The 20,751-nt window shown below is 69.6% G+C and carries 15 protein-coding genes; 6 read left to right on the top strand and 9 right to left on the bottom strand.

Annotation, left to right across the window (positions count from 1 at the left end; all coding sequences use genetic code 11):
* Window positions 1–117: 117 nt before the first annotated feature.
* Window positions 118–1,041, top strand: a complete 924-nt coding sequence (locus ACTWPT_RS08460; RefSeq protein WP_443176705.1) for an aldo/keto reductase — start codon at window positions 118–120, stop codon at window positions 1,039–1,041.
* Window positions 1,042–1,120: 79 nt separating this feature from the next.
* On the opposite strand, the gene ACTWPT_RS08465 is transcribed toward ACTWPT_RS08460, so the two are convergent.
* Window positions 1,121–1,759 (bottom strand): TetR family transcriptional regulator, encoded by a 639-nt coding sequence (locus ACTWPT_RS08465; RefSeq protein ID WP_443176706.1) that lies wholly within the window; start codon window positions 1,757–1,759, stop codon window positions 1,121–1,123.
* Between the two features lie 90 nt (window positions 1,760–1,849).
* On the opposite strand from ACTWPT_RS08465, the gene ACTWPT_RS08470 reads away from it, so the two are divergent.
* Window positions 1,850–3,151: a GH1 family beta-glucosidase gene (locus ACTWPT_RS08470; RefSeq protein ID WP_443176707.1), complete on the top strand. Its 1,302-nt coding sequence runs from the start codon at window positions 1,850–1,852 to the stop codon at window positions 3,149–3,151.
* On the opposite strand, the gene ACTWPT_RS08475 is transcribed toward ACTWPT_RS08470, so the two are convergent.
* Window positions 3,133–4,029 (bottom strand): coiled-coil domain-containing protein, encoded by an 897-nt coding sequence (locus ACTWPT_RS08475; RefSeq protein WP_443176708.1) that lies wholly within the window; start codon window positions 4,027–4,029, stop codon window positions 3,133–3,135. The two genes, ACTWPT_RS08470 and ACTWPT_RS08475, sit on opposite strands and share 19 nt — an antisense overlap.
* Window positions 4,030–4,232: 203 nt before the next feature.
* Between ACTWPT_RS08475 and ACTWPT_RS08480 the strand changes: the two genes are divergently transcribed.
* Window positions 4,233–7,259, top strand: coding sequence for a M14 family zinc carboxypeptidase (locus ACTWPT_RS08480; RefSeq protein ID WP_443176709.1), 3,027 nt, complete (start codon window positions 4,233–4,235; stop codon window positions 7,257–7,259).
* Between the two features lie 125 nt (window positions 7,260–7,384).
* Entirely contained in the window at window positions 7,385–8,818 is a 1,434-nt protein-coding gene (locus ACTWPT_RS08485; RefSeq protein ID WP_443176710.1) for an aldehyde dehydrogenase, read from the top strand.
* 238 nt (window positions 8,819–9,056) lie between these two features.
* Here ACTWPT_RS08485 and ACTWPT_RS08490 read toward each other — a convergent pair whose 3' ends face one another.
* From ACTWPT_RS08490 to ACTWPT_RS08510, 5 genes are all read right to left on the bottom strand, one after another.
* Window positions 9,057–9,809: an alpha/beta hydrolase gene (locus tag ACTWPT_RS08490; protein ID WP_443176711.1), complete on the bottom strand. Its 753-nt coding sequence runs from the start codon at window positions 9,807–9,809 to the stop codon at window positions 9,057–9,059.
* Between the two features lie 10 nt (window positions 9,810–9,819).
* Window positions 9,820–12,315: a LuxR C-terminal-related transcriptional regulator gene (locus tag ACTWPT_RS08495; protein ID WP_443176712.1), complete on the bottom strand. Its 2,496-nt coding sequence runs from the start codon at window positions 12,313–12,315 to the stop codon at window positions 9,820–9,822.
* A 4-nt stretch (window positions 12,316–12,319) separates the two neighbouring features.
* Entirely contained in the window at window positions 12,320–12,733 is a 414-nt protein-coding gene (locus ACTWPT_RS08500; protein WP_443176713.1) for an AMP-binding protein, read from the bottom strand.
* Between the two features lie 56 nt (window positions 12,734–12,789).
* The gene (locus ACTWPT_RS08505) at window positions 12,790–15,204 is read right to left on the bottom strand and encodes a LuxR C-terminal-related transcriptional regulator (protein WP_443176714.1); all 2,415 of its coding nucleotides are present in this window, start codon (window positions 15,202–15,204) and stop codon (window positions 12,790–12,792) included.
* 149 nt (window positions 15,205–15,353) lie between these two features.
* Window positions 15,354–16,106 carry an AMP-binding protein gene (locus tag ACTWPT_RS08510; protein ID WP_443176715.1) on the bottom strand — a complete coding sequence of 251 codons (753 nt, stop codon included), beginning with the start codon at window positions 16,104–16,106 and terminating at the stop codon, window positions 15,354–15,356.
* Window positions 16,107–16,301: 195 nt separating this feature from the next.
* Between ACTWPT_RS08510 and ACTWPT_RS08515 the strand changes: the two genes are divergently transcribed.
* Both ACTWPT_RS08515 and typA read left to right on the top strand, forming a co-directional pair.
* Window positions 16,302–16,859 carry a TetR/AcrR family transcriptional regulator gene (locus ACTWPT_RS08515; RefSeq protein WP_443176716.1) on the top strand — a complete coding sequence of 186 codons (558 nt, stop codon included), beginning with the start codon at window positions 16,302–16,304 and terminating at the stop codon, window positions 16,857–16,859.
* Between the two features lie 57 nt (window positions 16,860–16,916).
* Window positions 16,917–18,767 carry a translational GTPase TypA gene (gene typA / locus ACTWPT_RS08520; RefSeq protein WP_443176717.1) on the top strand — a complete coding sequence of 617 codons (1,851 nt, stop codon included), beginning with the start codon at window positions 16,917–16,919 and terminating at the stop codon, window positions 18,765–18,767.
* A 339-nt stretch (window positions 18,768–19,106) separates the two neighbouring features.
* Here typA and ACTWPT_RS08525 read toward each other — a convergent pair whose 3' ends face one another.
* Complete coding sequence (locus tag ACTWPT_RS08525; protein WP_443176718.1) at window positions 19,107–19,757, bottom strand: DUF2461 domain-containing protein; 651 nt, start codon at window positions 19,755–19,757, stop codon at window positions 19,107–19,109.
* Between the two features lie 35 nt (window positions 19,758–19,792).
* Entirely contained in the window at window positions 19,793–20,590 is a 798-nt protein-coding gene (locus ACTWPT_RS08530) for a polysaccharide deacetylase family protein (protein WP_443176719.1), read from the bottom strand.
* Between the last annotated feature and the right edge of the window lie 161 nt (window positions 20,591–20,751).

Consider the following 20,751-nt stretch of genomic DNA (forward strand, 5'->3'; position numbering starts at 1 on the left):
GTGCTGTGTCTATTGGTTCGCTCGCTACGCTCGCTCACGGCCTAAGTTTCCCACCTGGAGTGCACTCCAGGTCAACCGGTTGACATGGAGTGCACTCCAGGTCCCACAGTCGAGGCCATGAACATCGCACTCGGCACGATTCACTTCGGCACCGGCGTCGACCTGCGGGACACCTTCGCCATCCTGGACCGGTTCCACGAGGCGGGCGGAACCATGCTCGACACCGCCAACAACTACCCGTTCTGGGTGGAGGGCTGCACGGGCGACGAGAGCGAGCAGGCCATCGGCGCCTGGCTGGCGGCCCGCGGCAACCGGGACGAGATCTTCATCAGCACGAAGGCCGGGGCGCGGCCCACCGTCCCCGGCGACAGAACCCTGGACTCCGCCGAGGGCCTGTCGGCGCCCGTCATCGCCAGGGCCGCGGAGGGCAGCCTCCGGAGGCTGGGGACGGACTACATCGACCTGTACTGGGCGCACATCGAGGACCGGTCCGTGCCGCTGGAGGAGACTCTGGGGGCGTTCAACGAGCTCGCCGCGCAGGGCAAGGTCCGCGCCCTGGGGGCGAGCAACGTGGCCACCTGGCGCCTGGAGCGGGCCAGGAACGTCTCGGCGGCACGCGGGTGGATGCCGTACACGTACGTGCAGCTGCGGCACACGTACCTGCGGCCGCGACCGCTCACCAAGCCCGCGGAGGCGGGGCACACGCTGGTGACGGACGAGCTGCTCGACTACCTGGCCGCCGAGCCGGACATGACGTTGTGGGCGTACAACACGCTGATGTTCGGCGCCTACACGCGTCCCGACCGGCCGATCTCCGAGATCTACGACCATTCGGGCACCACCGGCCGGCTCGCCGTGCTCCAAGAGGTGGCGAACGAGCTGGGCGCCACCCCGAACCAGGTGGTCCTGGCCTGGCTGATGGCCGACGGCATCGTCCCGATCGTGGGCGTGTCGACGATGGCGCAGGTGGAGGAGGCCATCGGCGCCGCGGACCTCAAGCTGGACCCGGACCTGCGCGCCCGCCTGGACGCCCCGTGCTGAGCTACGTGGCGTTGCGCCGTCGCCGTCGGGCCACGGGGCGACCCGGTCCCGGGGCAGGGCTGCCGGGTGCCGGTGGTGGTTACGGGAGGTGGTCGGAGAGGTAGCGGCGGACCAGTTGTTTGCACTCGGTGATCAGCGCCGCGTCGCCTCGGGGGTCGACGCGAAAGGCGAGCTTGAGCACCGCGTCCGTCGCCTCGACCGCCACCACCAGCGCCCGATCGAGCCCCCGCCCCACAGGGACGCCCAGCACCTCCGTCGTGAGGGCACGCAGCCGGTCGGCCACGATCGCGTTGTTGTCCTTCGACTTGTCGAGCACCCGATCGGTCCCCGGGACCGCGGGCCCACCTGGCGCGGTCAGCACCTCACCGAAGTCCATGACCGCGAACCCCGGCGTGGTGCGCTTCATGTCGACGAACTCGTCGATGGCCAGGTCGACCAGGTCGGTCCAGTGCCCGAGATCGGCCGTGGCGATACGCTCGGTGATCCGCTCGAGGAAGGCGTCCAGGTTACGCAGCGCCAGCGCTCGTACCAGCCCCTGTTTGTCGCGGAAGAACTGGTAGAAGGTGCCGATCGGCACCTCGGCCCGGCGCGCCACCTCTTTCGTCGTCAGCGCCTCATATCCGACCTCGTCGAGCAGCAACGCGCACTCGTCGAGCATCCGCTCCACCCGCTCCACGCTGCGGCGCTGGGCGGGACGGCGGCGCAAGATACTCGTCATGCCCCCATCCTGGCGTATTACCAGGAAGTAAAGGGAGTCACTTGGGCTTCAGATAACATGAGCCCTACTCGCATCTACCGGGAGCGTGACATGTTCCTTTGGGGTACGGCCACCGCCGCTTACCAGATCGAGGGCGCCGCCGCCGAGGACGGCAGAGGCGCTTCCATCTGGGACACCTTCAGCCACGAGCCCGGCCGCACCAGGGACGGCCACACTGGCGACGTGGCGTGCGACCACTACCACCGCTGGCGCGAGGACGTCGCCCTCTTGTCCGGTCTCGGCGTGAATGCCTACCGGTTCTCGATCGCCTGGCCGCGCGTCCAGCCGCTCGGCTCGGGTCCGGCCAACGCCAAGGGCCTCGACTTCTACGAACGGCTCGTGGACGCCCTGCTGGAGGCGGGCATCCAGCCGGTGCCCACGTTGTTCCACTGGGACCTGCCACAGGCCCTGGAGGACCGCGGCGGGTGGCTGAATCGCGAAATATCGGAAATGTTCGCCGAATACGCCGCCACCGTCGCCCACCGCCTCGCCGACCGCGTCCCCCTGTGGATCACCCTGAACGAGCCGTTCGTGCACATGGCCTTCGGCTACGCCATGGGCGTGCACGCCCCCGGCCAGGCCCTGCTGACCGGCGCCCTCCCGGCCGCACACCACCAGCTCCTGGCCCACGGCCTGGCCGTGCGGGCCCTGCGGGCCGCGGGAGCAGGCCAGGTGGCCATCACGAACAACTGCACCCCGGTCTGGCCGTCCTCCCAGCAGGAGCCCGATCTGAAGGCGGCCGACGCCTACGACATCCTGCACAACCGCCTGTTCAACGACCCCCTCCTTCTGGGCAAATATCCGGATCTGTCGGCCTATGTTCCGGCTCTCGACTTCGTCCGCGACGGAGACCTCGACGTCATCGCCACACCCCTGGACGCCCTGGGCATCAACTACTACAACCCCACCCGCATAGCCGCACCGACCTCCGAAGGCCTCCCGTTCACCGACGCCGGCATCACCGGCTACCCCACGACGGCGTTCGGCTGGCCGATCGTCCCCGACGGCCTGCGGGAGCTCCTCACCGGACTCAGGACCAGGTACGGCGCCGCGCTCCCGCCCATCCTCATCACCGAGAACGGCTGCTCCAACGACGACACGGTCACGCTCGACGACGCGGCCCGCATCGCGTTCCTGGAGGGCCACATCGCGGCGATGCGGCAGGCCATGGCCGAGGGCGTGGACGTCCGCGGCTACTTCGTCTGGTCGCTGCTGGACAACTTCGAGTGGGCCGAGGGCTACCACCAGCGCTTCGGCCTGGTCCACGTGGACTTCGCCACCCAGCGCCGCACCCCGAAGGCGTCCTATGCGTGGCTGAGGGACTTCCTGCGGCGTCAGAACACCGACACGTGAACGTGATCGTAGTGGTTGGCGGTGACCCCGCCGCGGTCCGACATCGGATCCCAGCCGCCCCCTGAGCGGATGTCGTAGTAGCGCTGCTTCCAGATGATGTACATCACGCCGAGCCTGGGGCCGTTCTTGATGAGCCAGTCGGCCAGGGCGTCGCCGTTGGCGGCGTCGGCCCCGGCGGCCATGGTGCCGCCTCGGGACATCATGAAGTCGCAGGCCCGGCCCTTGCCGTGCTCGCCGGGGTCGCCGGCGCGAAAACAACCCACGCCGTACTTCATGGGAAAGTTCGCCATGATCTCCGCGCGTATCGAGATCATGCGCGGGGTCAGGTTGTCCGCGCCGCCGGGCTGCTGGAAGCCGTACTTGTTGAGCAGGCGATGGATGTCGTCGCGCTTGCTCTGCAGCTTCTTGATCTCTTTCTTCAGCTTATCGATCTTGTCGTTGGCGTTGAGCTTCGCCTCTTTGGACTCCTCGATCAGCTTCTGGATGCCCTTGACGCGTTCGGTCCGCTCGGTGGCCATGTAGGTCATGTTGGCCGCCTGTCCGAGCACCTGGTGTGGCTCGGCCTTCATGCCGAAGAGCTGGATGCCGTCGATCGGGCCGATCATGTACGCGGTCTGGGCGATGCGCCCCACGTCCGCCCGCGCGTCCGCGAGCCTGGCCTGCAGGTCGCCCGAGGTGTCGGTGGCCCGCTTGGCCTGGATCCTGATCTCCTCCAGGCTCTGGATCTGGCCGCGGTAGAGCTCGTTGAGCCGGGCTGCCTGCTTGGTGAGTTTGCGCAGCTCAGCGGGACTGGGATCGGCCGACGCAGGCTGCGGCGAGTGGAGCCCGAGCAGCCCGGAGAGGACGGCGACAAGAACGGCGAACCGCCAGATTCTCACACCCGTCCCTCCCCTCATAGACGGACCGAAACTATAGAAGATGATCTTGATGTCTGTCATCCGAACGACCGAACTGCCGCACCTTTGGCGAGGTTTGAGACACTTTGCCGTAATTAACGCGGATCTAAAACTTTAGGTCTTGCCTAGATCGCTCCAACGGTCTGAGATGGCGATCGAACTCGTCTCTGCGAAGGGGCAGACCGTTGTCTCGATCAACGACCCTCGCCGCGGCCGTAATCCTCGGCTTAGGCACCTCACTCGTAGCCGTCCCCACCCAAGTCTCCGCGGACCCGTTGCCGCCCAGCGACCAGATCGAGCTCTACCAGCTCGAAAGCACGCCAGGCACCGGCCAGACGCTCAGAGAGAAAGGCTTCGACGTCGTCCAGCATGACGCCAAGGGCGACAAGGAGCACGTGGAACTGACCGCCGCCCAGGCGGACCTGACCGGACTGAGGAAGCTCGGCTACAAGCCGGAGCCCGTACGCAACCCGCAGGGCCAGACCCAGCTGCAGGCCACCAAGGCACAGGCGGCCGGCGGCTACACCGTCTGGAAGTCCTACTCCGAGCCCGGCGGCATCGCCGACCAGCTCAAAGCCATCGCGAACGCCAACAAGGACATCGTCAAGCTCCAGTCCATCGGCAAGTCCCTGCAGGGCCAGGACATCCTGGCCGCCAAGGTGAGCACCGGCGCGCGGCTGCTGCCCGACGGCCTCAAGCCGTCCACCCTCTTCTCGGCCACGCAGCACGCCCGCGAGTGGATCTCGACCGAGATCGACATGCGGCTGCTGAAGTACGTGATCGCGAACAAGAGCACGCTCAAGGACCTGCTCAACAAGACCGAGTTGTGGTTCGTGCCGGTGGCCAACCCCGACGGCTACGACTTCACCTTCACCGAGGGCAACCGGCTGTGGCGTAAGAACCTGCGCGACAACAACGGCGACAGCAAGATCACGGTCGGCGACGGCGTCGACCCGAACAGGAACTTCCCCACGAACTTCCACTACGACGAAGAGGGCTCGTCTAGCATCCCGAGCAGCGACACCTACCGCGGCCCCGGCCCGGCCAGCGAGCCGGAGACCAAGGCCATGGACGGCCTGCTCAAGCGCGTCGGGTTCGAGATGCAGCTGAACTACCACTCCTACGGCCCGCTGCTGCTCTACCCGATCGGCGTGCAGATCGCCACGGAGACGGCCGACAACCCGATCTACGAGGCGCTCACCGGGACCGACGACAAACCGGCCGTCCCCGGCTTCGACCCCGACCTGGGCGCCGAGCTCTACACCACGAACGGCGACACCAACGACCAGGCGCACTTCCAGTACGGCACGCTGTCGTGGACGCCGGAGCTGAACGAGGGCTGCGACGGCTGCGGCTTCGTCTTCCCCGACGACGAGGCCCTGGTGCAGGCGGAGTTCGAGAAGAACGTGCCGTTCGCGCTCGACGTCGCGAAGTCGGCGGTCAACCCGGCCGAGCCGGTGAGCCACCTGGGCAACAAGACCCCCGATTTCGTGCTCGACCCGTTCGAGGTCAGCCATGGCAAGGACCAGGTCGTCCAGGTCAACGCCAAGCGCAAGCTCGGCCCGGTGTTCCTGAACTACCAGGTCAACGATGGTCGTACCAAGACCGTCCTGACCGGGGAGTGGAAGGGCGGCGAGCGCTACGGCAAGGGCTACAACCGCTACTACCACTGGATGCGCGGCAAGATCACTGGCACCAAGCCCGGTGACCAGGTGAAGGTCTGGTTCTCCTCGATCGGCAAGAAGAGCACCGACTTCACCTACACCGTCGCCGCCGACATCGGCGGCAAGGTGCTGGTCCTGGCCACCGAGGACGTCACCGGCATCAGCCCCGTCCAGGGCGTGAGCGAGGCCAAGTACGCCGACGAGTACGCCGGCGCGCTGACGGCAGCCGGATACACCTCGGACGTGTACGACATGGACAAGATGGGCCGCAAGGCCCCGCACCCGCTGGGTGTGCTCAGCCACTACAAGGCCGTGGTGTGGGAGACCGGCGACGACATCATCCCGAGGTCGACCGGCCAGGTGCCCGGCACCACGTCGAAGGGCGGCGTGGAGACCGAGCTGGCCGTGCGCGACTACCTCAACGAGGGCGGCAAGCTGCTGCACGCCGGCAAGTTCCCGTCGTACGCGGCCAACAACAACGGCGCGTACTACTACGAGCCGGACTACCCCGCACAACCCGAGTGCCCGGTCGACGACGACCCGCCGTGCATCCCGGTGTTCAACGACTTCCAGCAGTACTACCTGGGCGCCTACGTCTTCTTCGACGACGCGGGCACCGATCATGACACCGGGCAGCCGTTCGCGCTGGCCGGCAACGGTGGCAGGTTCGACGGCTTCAACGCCACACTGGAGCCGAGCCACACCAACTCGTTCGTGGCCACCTCGGCCATCCTGCCCGCGCAGCAGTTCCCGTTGTTCGAGAGCTCCGCGCAGGTCAAGTGGGCACGCCCGGGCGGCCCGTTCGACCCGCACACCGGCGCGTGGGACGTCTACAGCGGCATCGCCGACGTCTCGTGGAAGCGGCTGACCAAGACCATCGACCTGACCGGCAAGACGAGCGGCGACCTGTCGTTCTGGACGTCGTACGACACCGAGACCGAGTGGGACTTCCTGACCGTGGAGGCCCGCACGGCCGGCGGCGACGACTGGACGACGCTGCCCGACGCCAACGGCCACACCTCGCAGGTCACCGGCAGCAGCTGCGACCCGCCGAGCGGCGGCGACGGCTGGCGGACCATCCATCCGTTCACCCAGCGTTACCAGGGCCCGAACTGCGAGCCGACCGGCACCTCCGGCTCGTGGCACGCCGCCTCGGGCAACTCGGCCGGCTGGCAGCAGTGGAAGATCGACCTGACTCCGTACGCGGGCAAGCAGGTCGAGCTGTCCATCTCCTACATCAGCGACTGGGGCACCCAGGGCGCGGGCGTCTTCCTCGACGACTTCAAGGTCACGCTGGACGGCGCGACGGCCGAGGAGACCTCGTTCGAGTCCGACCTCAGCGGCTGGACCATCGGGGCGGCGCCTGAGGGCTCCTCGTCGTCGGTCAACAACTGGTTCCGTACGGACCAGATCTTCGAGGAAGGCGGCGGCATCGTCACCAAGGACACCGTCTACCTCGGATTCGGCGCGGAGAGCATCACCGACCAGGCGGCACGTACGGACCTGATCACGCGGTCCATGCTGCACCTGCTCGGCGATCCTCGCTGAGCCTGCTTTGAGGGGCGCGGCACGCTGGTGCCGCGCCCCTCTTGCGTGCACCCACAGAACATGGTTCGGTCGGCATGGGACATTGCTCGGGCAAGCAAGCATTAGGTCAGCAGGAGGCTCACGACATGCGCCAGCACGACACGCTGTTCATCGGGGGCGAATGGGTGGCCCCGGCGGGCACGGGAACGATCGACATCGTCTCACCGCATACCGAGGAGGTCGTCGGCCGGGTGCCGGAGGGCACGGCCGCGGACATGGAACGCGCGGTTGCGGCCGCCCGCGAGGCGTTCGACCACGGGCCGTGGCCGCGGATGACGTTCGCCGAGCGGGCCGAGGTGATCGGCAGGCTGGCCGCGATCTATAACGAGCGGCAGGGCGAGATGGCCGCGCTCATCACCGAGGAGATGGGCTCGCCGATCACGTTCTCCAACCTCGCGCAGGCCCCGCAGCCGCTCGGCATGCTCCAGTACTACGCGGAGCTGGGCAAGACGTACGAGCAGGAGGAGCAGCGGCCCGGACTGTTCGGCCCCGTCACGGTGCGGCGCGAACCCGTGGGCGTGGTGGCGGCCGTGGTGCCGTGGAACGTGCCCCAGTTCGTCACGATGACGAAGCTGGCCCCCGCGCTGCTGGCCGGCTGCACGGTGGTGCTCAAGCCGGCGCCGGAGACGCCACTGGACGCGTACCTGCTGGCCGAGTGGGTGGCCGAGGCGGGCGTGCCCGCCGGGGTGCTCAACATCGTGACCGCCGGCCGCGAGGTCGGCGAGCACCTGATCTCGCACGCCGGCGTGGACAAGGTGGCCTTCACCGGCTCCACCGCGGCCGGCCGGCGCATCGCGGCCATCTGCGGCGAGCAGCTCAAGCGAGTCAGCCTGGAGCTGGGTGGCAAGTCTGCCGCGATCATCCTGGACGACGCCGACCTGGCCGCCAGCATGGGCTTCCTGTCGATGGCCTCGCTCATGAACAACGGGCAGGCGTGCGTGGCGCAGACCCGCATCCTCGCTTCGCGCAACCGCTACGACGAGGTCGTCGAGGCGATCGCGAACATGGTCAACTCCCAGCCCGTCGGCGACCCCGCCGACCCGGCGACCGGCATCGGCCCGCTCGTGGCCAAGCGGCAGCAGGAGCGAGTCGAGGGGTACATCAAGATCGGCATGGAGGAGGGCGCCAAGGTCGTCGTGGGCGGCCTCGACCGACCCCACGACCGCGGCTGGTACGTCTCCCCCACCGTCTTCGCCGGCGTCTCCAACGACATGCGCATCGCCCGCGAGGAGATCTTCGGCCCGGTCCTGGCCGTGATCCCGTACGAGGACGAGGCGGACGCCGTCAGGATCGCCAACGACAGCGACTACGGCCTGGCCGGCACCGTGTGGACGGGCGACACCGAGCGCGGCATGGAGGTGGCCCGCCAGGTGCGCACCGGCACCTACGGCGTCAACTGCTTCATGCTGGAGACGAACTCGCCCTTCGGCGGCTACAAGGCCAGCGGCGTCGGCCGCGAGCTGGGGCCCGAGGGCCTGCAGGCCTACCTGGAGTACAAGTCGATCGCCCGGCTCGGCTGAGCCCTGTTCATGGCCTCACTCCGTGAGGCGGGCGACGGCACTCCCTAGCTCTGCTCGGGGGCCCCGCGCGGTGTCTCGCGGGGCCCTCGCGCAGGATGTCACCCAGCGCGCCCCCGCGACGCTGGGCGACCGCCTGATGACTGAAGTATGTCCCACGTCCACCGAATCGACGGTTTCCTTCCCCAGGGACTTTCTCCCGGCGGTTTCCTTCCATCCGCTCTAGGTAGACGTGTTTTACTCACAAAAAGTTCGAGGAGATCCATTTGCCGATTCTGCGGATGAGCGCGGGGGTCGCGGCGGCCTCGGCATGGCCGTACCCGGGCTCGATCCAGAGTTCTTTGGGCTCGCGTGCGCCGGCGTACAACTGGTGCGCGTGCTCCAGCGGAAAGAACGCGTCGGCATCGCCGTGGACGATCAGCAGAGGGGTCGGCGAGATGAGCGCGGCGGCTTCGTAAGGCGGCATCGGGATCGGGTCCCACCGGCCACGGGCGATCTTGGTGCGCTTGGCCACCCTGGCCGCCCACCGCCCGAACGGCTGCTCGATGGCCCAGTGCACCTGACGCATCGGCTTGGTGCCCCGGTAGTACCAGCGGGCCGGGCCGCTCACCGCCGCCACCGCGTCCACCCCGCCACGCAGCCCCGCGTGCCGTACGGCCACCGCCGCGCCCATGGAGAAGCCCACCACCGCGATCTTCGAGTAGCCCACCACGCGGGCGTGCCTGACGGCCGCCTCCATGTCGAGGATCTCCAGGTCGCCGACGGTCGTCACGCCGCCGGAGCGCCCGTGGCCGCGGAAGTCGAAGGCGATCACCCCGCCGTACTCACTGAGCACGTGCACGATGCGGCGCGCCGGCCGCTCCCGCCACGACCCGGTGAAGCCGTGTGCGACCACAATCCCGAGGTCTGTGCCTGCGGACGGGGTGTGGGCGGCGTCGATGCGGACGCCGTCCTCGGTCCTGAGCATGACGGGGAAGTTGGGCGCGAAAGGCATGAATACGAGCTTATGCTCGCTCAGCGTCCGCCTCGCGGGCGGCCCCGTGCTCGGTGTCCAGCCCATGCCCGGCCGCCCACACCGCGATCTGGGCGCGGGAGGTGAAGCCCAGTTTCTCCATGATGTTGGCGACGTGCTTGGCCACCGTCGCCGGGCTGATCACCAGCTCCAGCCCGATCATCCGGTTGCTCAGCCCGCGGGTGAGCAAGGCGGCGATCTCCTGCTCCCTGCGGGTCAGCCCGCCGTACCGCGAGCCCGTCGGCGCGGGCGGCCCGGACGGCGGCGCCACGGCGAAGTCGCTGTCGAGCACCCGCGCGGCCACGTCCTCCGGCGAGCCTTCCCTGCCCCTGGACCACAGCAGCGCCAACCGCCCTTCACCGAGCCTCGCCCGGGCCGGCGCCAGCAGCCGCTGCACCCGGCCTGGAGTGCCGTACTGGCCGATGGACTCACGCAGCGCGGTGCCCGCCGCGGCGGCCAGCACCGCGCCCTCGAGGTCGTCCTGCGCCTGGGCCAGCGCGGCAAGGGCCATGAGCGCGCGGACGATCCCACGACGCTGACCGCTCTGCCTGCTCAAGGCCAGCGCGGCGGCCACGTGGCGGCGAGCGGCGGCGTGGTCGCGCAACCCGGCCGCCACCCGGCCGATCTTGGCGTGGATGCGGGCCAGCTCGACCCGGTTGTCCATGTCCTCCAGCAGCGGCAGGGCGGCGGTGTGGTGCGTCATGGCCGCCTCCAGGTCGCCGTCGGCCTCGGCCACCGCGCCGAGGTGGGTCAGCGCCCTGGCCATCGTCCAGTGGTGTCCGGATTCCCTGGCCAGCTCGAGCGCCTCCTCGCCGCGGCGGCGCGCGTAGCGCACCTGCCCGCGGAAGAGTGCCAGGTTGAGCTGCGCGATCCGGGCCGTGGCCAGGTTGAACGGGTCATCGTGGGCGATGGCCGCCGCCTCCAGCTCCTCCAGGTAACGCAGCGCCCGCTCGCTCTGCCCGGTGCGGAAGAAGACGGTCAGCGCCACGCCGTACGTGATGCCCAGCCAGTGCGTGTACGGGTGTCTCTTCTGCTCCTCCACGGCCTGCACGATGAGCTCCTCGGCGCGGGCCAGCTCGTCGCCGACCTCCAGCCCGTACGCCAGCCCACCCTTGGCCACCGCGATCAGGTCCCCCGGCACCGCGGACAGGTCCAGGGCGAGCAGCCGCTCGTGCCAGCCGACGCTCTCCCCCAAATCGCCGCGAACGGCCAGGATCGCCAGGGCCGCGCGGGCCAGACGCAGGCCGAGCACCGGATCCCGGGACGCCACCGCCCAGTCCACCGCGATGCGGCAGTCGTCAAGCAGCCCCCGGCCCCTGACGAAGTGCGGGAACCGCTCGCTCCACGGCATCCGCCGATCGAGCGAACCCCCTTCGTAGCAGCGCTCCATCTCCTCGCAGATCACCCGCAGGTGGCGGTCGCGCAGGCGGGCGTCCTCACCGGCCTCGGCCAGCCGTTCGGCGGCGTAGTGCCGGATGGTCTCCAGCAGCCGGTAGCGGCCGCCGGCGTCGTGGTGGAGCACCAGCGACTTGTCGACCAGGCCGCTGAGCAGGTCGAGCAGCTCCACCTTGCGCAGGATGCCGCCGTCGGCGCACACCCGTTCGGCCAGGCCGAGGTCGAACAGGCCGGCGAACACCGACAGCCGGCGCAGGAGCACGCGTTCCTTGGGCTGCAGCAGGTCGTGGCTCCACTCGACGGTGGCCAGGAGGGTGCGCTGCCGGGGTGGGGCGGTGCGGTCGCCGCTGGTGAGCAGGCCGAACCGGTTGCCGATGCGATCGGCGATCCGGCCCGGGCTCAGCAGCCTGGTGCGGGCGGCCGCCAGCTCCAGCGCCAGCGGCAGGCCGTCGAGCGCGCGGCACAGGCGTACGACGTCGTCCATGCTCGCGGTCACCTCTCGGGCACCGGCTGCCGCCGCCCGTTCGACGAAGAGCAGCACGGACTCGGCATCCGGATGGTGCTCGTCGGGCAGCTCGAGTGGCGGCACCCGCCACACCAGCTCGCCAGGGATCCGCAGCGGCTCGCGGCTCGTGAGCAGGAACCGCAACCACGGGCACTCGGCGATCAGATCAGCGACCAGCTGCGCGCAGCGCTCCACGAGGTGCTCGCAGTTGTCCAGCAGGATCAGCGCCCGAGCCTCGCGGAGGCGGACGCGCAGGCCGTCGAGCAGCCGCCCGGGGATCTCGTCGCGGACGCCGAGCACCTCGGCCATCTCGTTGACGATCAGCTCGGGGTCGCCGATGCGGCCCAGCTCGACCAGCCACACACCCTCGGCGAACCACGGCGCCGCCCGCGCAGCCACGCGCAACGACAGGCGGGTCTTGCCGATGCCGCCCACCCCGCTGAGCGTGACCACCCGGTGCCGCCTGACGAGCGCGCCGAGCTCGGCCACGTCGCGGGTGCGGCCGACGAAGCGGTTGGGCTCGGCTGGGAGGTTGTGTGGGGTCATGGGGCCCAAGTGGTCGGGGAACTCGTTCCGCTTATCCTCCACCGTCTCAAGGCTCGAGGGGATCACTTTCCGTTGAGAGTCCACGACTGTTCGGATACGAATGTAGGGCGCTGAGGTCTGCGACGCTCATGACGATTCGCACGCGGGACTCCTCAGCCGCCTCCAACGCCTGCGGGAGGTCGGAGATCAGCACGCGGGCCCCGCTGGCCTCAATGCGTTCATGGAGCACCCACGCCTCGAGGTCGGCGGGCACCGGCCAGGCCACGCCGCCCACGGCGATCACCGCGTCGGCCGCCACCAGCAAGTCGGGGCCGACCGGCAGGCAGATGAGCACGGTGTCGCCGGCCCGCACGCCCCTGCGCCGCAACTGGATGATCGCGACAGCGGCCCTCTCGTCCAGCTGCTCCTCGGTGAGCCTCTGGCCCGTGTCCGAGTCCACGATGACGATCCGCTCATCCATGCCGCCCACGGTAGGGAGGGCGTCTCATGCGTACATGGGGCGGAATATGCAGATGCCTATGCAGACGGATTCGAGGAGTGCTCGGCCGCCCATACTGCGATCTGCGCGCGGGAGGTGTAGCCGAGCTTTTCCATGATGTTGGCGATGTGCCGGGCGACCGTGGCCGGGCTGATCACCAGCTCCTCCGCGATGGCCCGGTTGGACAGGCCGCGGGTGAGCAGGCCGGCGATCTCCTGCTCGCGGGCGGTCAGGAGCGAGGGCTTGACGGGCTCGGCGGCCACGGGTGTCTCGGCCACCGAGCGCTCGCCCTCCAGCACGTGGCGGGCGGCGTCGTCCGGGCTCATCGCCCGGCCCCGCGACCACAGCGACAGGGTGCGACCCTCGCCCAGCTTGGCGCGGGCCCTGCCGAGGAGCTCCTCAATCCTGATCGTGGCCGAATGTTGCCCGATCGACTCGCGTAGCGCGGCCGCCGCCGCGGCGGCCAGCACGGCGCCCTCCAGGTCGCCTTCGTGCTCCGCCAGCACCGACAGCCCCGCCAGCGAGCGGGCCACGCCCTGGCGTTGCCCGGTCTCCCTGCTCAGCGTGAGGCTCGCGGCAAGCCGCTCCCTGGCGACGCCGAACTTGTGCAACATCGCCGCCACCCGGCCGATCCTGGCCAGGCAGCGCGCCAGGTCGGCGTCGCTGCCGAGCTCCCGCAGCCAGGGCACGGCCATCGCGTAGTGGGCCTCGGCAGTCACCAAGTCGCCGCGCGCTTCGGCCACCGCGCCGAGCTGGGCCGCTGCCCTGGCCATGATCCAGCGGTGGCCGTGCTCGCGGGCTCGGGCGAGCGCCTCCTCGCCGTGCCGCTGGGCCTCGCGCACCCGGCCGCGGGTCAAGGCCACCGCCGACAGCCCGGCCAGCCCCGCCGCCTGGTTCCAGGCGTCGCCGAAGCGGGTGGCGACGGCCAGACCCTCCTCCGCGTACCGCAGCGCCTCGTCGGCCCGGCCCATGCGGAGCAGCACCGTCACGATGATGTTGAGCATGCCGCTGCGGGAGAACACATCCGCCGGCGGGACCCCGGCCAGGCCCTCCTCGGCCACCTCCAGCGCGCGGCTCAGCTCGTCGCGTGCCTCCAGGCCATAGGCCAGGTACGCCTTGACATGCGCGATCCGCTCGGCCGGCACGTGGGACAGGTCGAGCGAGAGCAGCCGCTCGATCCAGGCGACGACCTCCGTCAGGCCGCCGATCGGCAGCAGCCCGGTGCTGGTCGCGCAGAGGCGCAGCCCCAGTGGCACGTTCCCGGTTTCTGCGGCCCAGTCGAGCGCCACCCGCTGATCGTCGAGCAGGCTCCTGCTCGCGGTCAGGGCGCGCAGGCGTTCGCGCCACGGCACGCCGGGCTCGACCATCTCGGTCGCGAAGTGGCGCGCCTGCAGCTCGCAGAGCACGTGGAGGTGCCGCTCGCGCAGGGCCTCGCGCTCGCCGGCCTGCTGCAGTCGCTCGAGCGCGTAACGCTTGATGGTCTCCAGCATCCAGTAGCGCGAGCGGCTCTCGTCACACAGCACGAGCGATTTGTCGACCAGGCCGCCGAGCAGGTCCACGAAATCCGCGGGCGAGATGGGCCGCTCCGCGCAGACCTGCTCGGCCAGATCCAGGTCGAAGGCGCCGGCGAACACCGACAGCCGGCGCAGCAGCACCTGCTCCTTGGCCGACAGCAGGTCGTAGCTCCACTCGACGGCCGCCGCCAGCGTGCGCTGCCGGGCGGGGGCGGTGCGGCCGCCCGTGGTGAGCAGCGAGAAGCGGTCGTCGATACGGTCGGCGATCTGCCCGGGGCTGAGCAGGCTCGTACGGGCCGCCGCCAGCTCCAGTGCCAGCGGCAGCCCGTCCAGCGCCCGGCACAGGCGTACGACGTCGGGCAGGCTGCCGGGACCCAGCCTGGTGCCCGCGGCGGCCGCCCGGTCCAGGAACAACTGCACGGACTCGGCGTCGGCGCTCTCCGCGTCGGGCAGGTCGAGCGGCGGCACCCGCCAGATCAGCTCGCTGGCGATGCGCAGCGGCTCTCTGCTGGTGGCCAGGACGCTCAGCCGCGGGCAGGAGGCCACCAGCGCGGCCGTCACCTCGGCGCACGCGTCGACCAGGTGCTCGCAGTTGTCGAGCAGCAGCAGGCAGCGCAGATCGCGCAGCCTGGCCGTCACGGTGTCGAGCAGCGGCCGGTTGACCTCCTGATGGACCCGCAGCGTGCGGGCGATCTCCGGCACGACCAGCTCGGCCCGGCCCAGCCTGGCCAGCTCGACCAGCCAGACCCCGCCGGGGTAGCGGGGCAGCAGCCCCGCGGCGACCCGCAGGGCCAGCCGGGTCTTTCCGATGCCGCCGACCCCGCACAAGGTCACGACCCTCGTCTCGCCGATCAACCCGCGGAGATCGGCGACATCGCGTTCGCGGCCGACGAACCGGTTGGGCTCTGCGGGAAGGTTGTGCCTGGGGGGCTCTGGCATGTGGTCACCCTGCGTCGCTGAAGGATCACCCTTTCGCACAGTGTTTCACAGCCCGAGAGGCCCCACGACGCTCATGGACGAGCCCGCGACTTGAGGACCTCAACAGTGAGCCGCGTCCCCAGGGGCCCCGCCGGCGAGCCGCCGGCCCGTCACAGGCCGAGCGAGCTGACGACCGCCCTCTCGTCCACGACACGCCGGGACTCAAGGACCGGGTCGCCGAGCAGCCGCCTGGCCAGGTCGTACGGGGCGACGATCACGGTGGCCCCGCGTTCCTCGGCCAGCACGCGGCACCCGACCACGCTGGGGTCGTGGGCGAGGACGACGTGGGCGCCCGCCATCATCACCAGATCCATCACCCGAAGCCCGGTGAACGGCTCGCTCACCGCGCTGATCACGACGTCGTCCCTGCCGATCACCAGGCGCGTGGCCAGCTTGCGCAGGTCGCCGGCCAGCTCGGTGTGGTCGAACACGCGCACACCGTCGAGCGTGACCGCCGGCCCCGCCAGCGGTCCGAACTCCACGGCCCCGCTGAGCAGCAGCTCGCCGAACGGCCTGACACCCGGCGCCGGCCGGAAGGCGAAGACCCGATCGACCTTCACGGCAACCGGATCGTAGTCGCGCAAGGTGATCATCATGCGGGCCTCACCGGTGGACCCGAGCACCGAGATCCCGCCGGCCCAGGCGACAGAGTGGACCGCGACGGGCAGCGACACACCCAGCGGGACGTCGACGATCACGTGCTCACCCTGCTGGAGGCCGTTGCGGCGCAGGCCGGCCGCGGCACGCGTGACGCGGCGCACGAACGCGGAGTACGACAACACCTCACCGGTCCTGACGTCGCTCACCGCCGGCTGGTCACCTTTTGTCGGCGCCGACGTCATAACCAGCTCTGTCCACGTCATGCCGACAATCTAGGGATCCGGCCGAAGATTGCCATGCGCACAAATGTGCAACCCGCTATGTAGGTGCAGCCCCCTGTCACCTGGGCGAACCCCGCCGTAGGTGCGACCCCCCACCTGCGGCGAACACCGCCGTAGGTGTGAACCCCGCCACCTGCGCCAGGCCGCCGTGCCTTACCCGCCGCCTACGCTTGCTGCATGCCAGACGAATCCCTCGGGCGCATCCTCGACGCCGCCTACGCGGGGATGCTGGAGCAGGGCATGCGCCGGTTGACGATGGACGACGTGGCCAGGCGCGCCGGGATGGCCAGGATCACCGTCTACCGGCGCTTCGCCCGCAAGGGCGACCTGATCCAGGCGGTCGTGCTGCGCGAGCTGAACCGCTTACTCAAAGCCTTCGATCAGGCCGTGGCAGCCCTGCCGACGACCGAGGAGCAGGTCGTGGAGGGGTTCGCGGTCACGTTGCGGCTGGTGCGCGCGCATCCGCTGCTCGGCAGGCTGCTGGCGGACGAGCCGGAGACGATGCTGCCGCAGCTGACGCTGGAGGCGGGACCGTATTTGGCGGTGGCCAGGCAATACCTTTCAGAGCGGCTCGAGGTGCCGGACGCGGCGGCGGTGGCGGAGACGTACATTCGCATTGCGCTGTCGTTCGTGCTGACGCCGGACAGCGCGATCCCGCTCGGCAACGATGAGGACGCCCGCGCTTACGCCCGCCGTCATCTCGTGCCGCTCTTGCCACCAGAGGGGATCAACTAGACTTAAGTAGTCGCGACTTCGCGCGGCCGACCCCACGACACAGAGCGAGACGTCATCATGCCTTTGAACAGCCGCGACGACCTGCGGAACATCGCGATCATCGCGCACGTCGACCATGGCAAGACCACGCTGGTCGACGCCATGCTCTGGCAGTCCGGGGCATTCCGCGCCAACCAGGATGTCGACGACCGCGTCATGGACTCCAACGACCTCGAGCGCGAGAAGGGCATCACCATTCTCGCGAAGAACACCGCGGTCAAGCACGGCGGCATGACCCTGAACATCATCGACACGCCCGGCCACGCCGACTTCGGCGGCGAGGTCGAGCGCGGGCTGTCGATGGTCGACGGCGTGGTGCTGCTGGTGGACGCCTCGGAGGGGCCGCTGCCGCAGACCCGTTTCGTGCTGCGTAAGGCCTTCGCCGCCAAGATGCCCGTCATCCTGTGCATCAACAAGGTCGACCGTCCCGACGCCCGCATCAAGGAGGTCGTCGACGAGGTCTACGAGCTGTTCATGGACCTCGACGCCACCGAGGAGCAGATCGACTTCCCGATCGTCTACGCCTCCGCGAAGGCCGGCCGGGCCTCGATGAACCGCCCCGACGACGGCGGCATGCCCGACTCGGAGGACCTGGAGCCGCTGTTCGACATCATCAAGTCGACCATCCCGGCGCCGACGTACGACCCGAGCGCGCCGCTGCAGGCCCACGTGACCAACCTCGACGCCTCCTCCTACCTCGGCCGCATCGCCCTGTGCCGCATCCACCAGGGCGTCATGCGCAAGGGCCAGCAGGTGGCCTGGTGCCGCACCGACGGCACCATCCAGCGCGTCAAGATCACTGAGCTGCTCATGACCGATGCGCTGGAGCGTAAGCCGGCCGAGGAGGCGGGCCCCGGCGACATCATCGCCATCGCCGGCATCCCCGACATCATGATCGGCGAGACGCTGGCCGACCCCGAGGACCCGCGCCCGCTGCCGCTGATCACCGTGGACGAGCCGGCCATCTCGATGACCATCGGCACCAATACCTCGCCCCTGGTCGGCAAGGTCAAGGGCGGCAAGGTGACCGCGCGCATGGTCAAGGACCGCCTGGAGAAGGAGCTGGTCGGCAACGTGTCGCTGCGCGTGCTGCCGACCGAGCGGCCCGACACCTGGGAGGTGCAGGGCCGCGGCGAGCTGGCGCTGGCGATCTTGGTCGAGCAGATGCGCCGCGAAGGCTATGAGCTGACCGTCGGCAAGCCGCAGGTGGTCACCAAGGACATCGACGGCAAGGTGCACGAGCCCGTCGAGCGGCTCACGGTCGACTGCCCCGAGGAATACCTCGGCGCGGTGACGCAGCTGCTGGCCGTGCGCAAGGGCCGCATGGAGCACATGACGAACCACGGCACCGGCTGGATCCGGATGGAGTTCGTGGTGCCGGCGCGTGGCCTGATCGGCTTCCGTACCGAGTTCCTGACCGAGACCCGCGGCACCGGCCTGGTGCACCACGTCTTCGACTCGTACGAGCCGTGGTTCGGCGAGCTGCGCACCCGCGCGAGCGGCTCGCTGGTGGCCGACCGCTCCGGTCCTGTGACCGCGTTCGCCATGCTCAACCTGCAGGAGCGCGGCACCCTGTTCATCTCCCCGGGCACCGAGGTCTACGAAGGCATGATCATCGGTGAGAACTCCCGGTCCGACGACATGGACGTGAACATCACCAAGGAGAAGAAGCTCACCAACATGCGCGCCTCCACCTCCGAGGAGACGGAGAAGGTGATTCCGCCGCGTGTGCTGTCGCTGGAGCAGGCGCTCGAATTCATCCGCGAGGACGAGTGCGTGGAGGTCACCCCGGCCGCCGTACGCATCCGCAAGGTCGTGCTCGACGCCGCCATCCGGGGCCGCGCCGCCGCCCGCGCCAAGCGCGCCTGAACACTTCCTCCGAAGCAAGCAGCCCACGCGCCATGAACGGCCACCCCACGCCGGGGCTGGCGGGAGCGGCTGCCCAACAGCGAGCCGGTCGTCGGACTCGCGCCGGCCGCCGCCACGCTGCTGATCAGCTTTGCGGTCCCGTGCCTGGCGTGGGTGGTGCCCACCGTGGCGGGGTGGCGTGAGCATGCAGGTGGAAGCCTGCGCCTAACGCTGCCCCGCCTGGCCGGTGCCGACGGGTGGGTGTGCTGATCGTCGTCGGGCCGGGCTCGTGCCGACGCAGCGGCAACTGCCCGTATGGGGCAGGTGCCGGCTGGCTGCCGGCGACCCTTGGCCAGAGGGTCAGCGCCGGGGGAGCTCGCTGCCTCTGACGTGGGTGCAGAGCCATTCGACCAGTGGGCCGAAGGCGCGCCAGGTGTGCTCCACACGGGAGCGAGCCTCCGGCGTGTGCACCCAGGGCTCCGGCTCGAAGCGCATCCCCGCGTACAACGACTTGTGACGCAGCAGGTCGATGCGCGGGTGGTCCTCGGTGAAGCCCCGCGGCTTGGTCTTCAGTCGCTCGCCCAGCACCTCATAGCCGGCCGCCACCAGCCCGTCGGTGATCGCCGTCAACGACTTGCCCGACAGATCCTCGTCCACCGCCGCCCGATAGCGGGCCACCTGGTCGGCCGCCTGCGTGTAGAAGCCCCCTGCCGTGAACAGTCCCGACGCGCTGATCTCGACATAGAGCCCGATCCCCGGCATCAGGTCCACGAAGGCACCCTGATGCGTCTTGTACGGCGACTTGTCCTTGGAGAAGCGCACGTCACGATAGGGCCGGAAGAGCTGCGCGGGCCCGAACTCGGCGGCCAGCTCATCGGTGAGGGCGACCATGGGCGCCCTCACGGCCTCCTCGTAGAGCTGCTTGTGCCGGGTGAAGTAGGTCTTGCTGTTGTCCGCCTCGAGGCCCTCGTAGAAAATGAACGCCTCGTCGGGGAAGCCGGTGAAACCCATGCCGTCAGGGTGCCACGTCCCACCGACATCCCGGGTCACCGCGAGGTGTACGTCCTGCCCGGCAGCGGCGTCTTGCCGTACAGCTCCGAGACCGTGACGAACGTGAACCCCTTCCTGCCGAGCGTGTCGAGCAGCGCCGGCACGGCGTCCACCGTGCTGGGGTGAATGTCATGCAGCAGGATGATCGACCCGGGTTTGGCCTCGCCGGCCCGCTTGGCCACGGTCGAGGCCACCCGGTCGCGCCAGTCGAGGGTGTCGACGTTCCACAGGATCTGCGCCAACCCCTCGCGGCGGGTCTCCGCGGCGACGCCGTCGTCGGTGGACCCGTACGGGGGCCGCATCACCCGCATCCTGACCCCGGTCACCTGCTCCACGATGTCCTCGGTGTGCTTGAGCTCGCGCCGCACCGCCTCGTGCGGCAGCTGGGCAAGCGGTGGATGGCTCCAGGAGTGGTTGCCGATCTCATGGCCGTCGTCCACGATGCGACGCGTGATGAGCCCGCCCTTGTCGGCGGCCACCATCTGCCCGATGACGAAGAACGTGGCCCGGACGTCACGGCTGCTGAGCAGGTCGAGGAGCCGGACGGTGTGCTCGCCGGGACCGTCGTCGAAGGTCAGGGCCACGCACTTGATCCGCGAGCAGTCGAACTTGCGGCTACGCGGCCAGCCGGCCTGCATCGACGCCAGCCGCTTGGCGAGCAGGACGGGATCGACGCTCACCGGCCGCAGCGGCACGATCACCGACGGTTCTTCGGCCGACCGGCGGTACGCCACCGAGTAGGTGACACAGACCACCAGGGCGAGCAGGGCCAGCGGCAGGGCCCATACGCGCATGCTTCCCCCCGAAACCGCGCATGCGGGGGCCTATGGGTAGTCCTGGACCGGTTTTCCCCGCAGTTCCCTGGCCAGGTCGTCCCACCAGAGTGGGATATCGGCCTGCAGTTCCCCGTGGCGGCGCGCCACGCGTATGGCACATCCAACCGGATCCGTACCCA

This window comes from Nonomuraea sp. 3N208 (assembly GCF_052245935.1).
Classification (GTDB): Bacteria; Actinomycetota; Actinomycetes; order Streptosporangiales; family Streptosporangiaceae; genus Nonomuraea.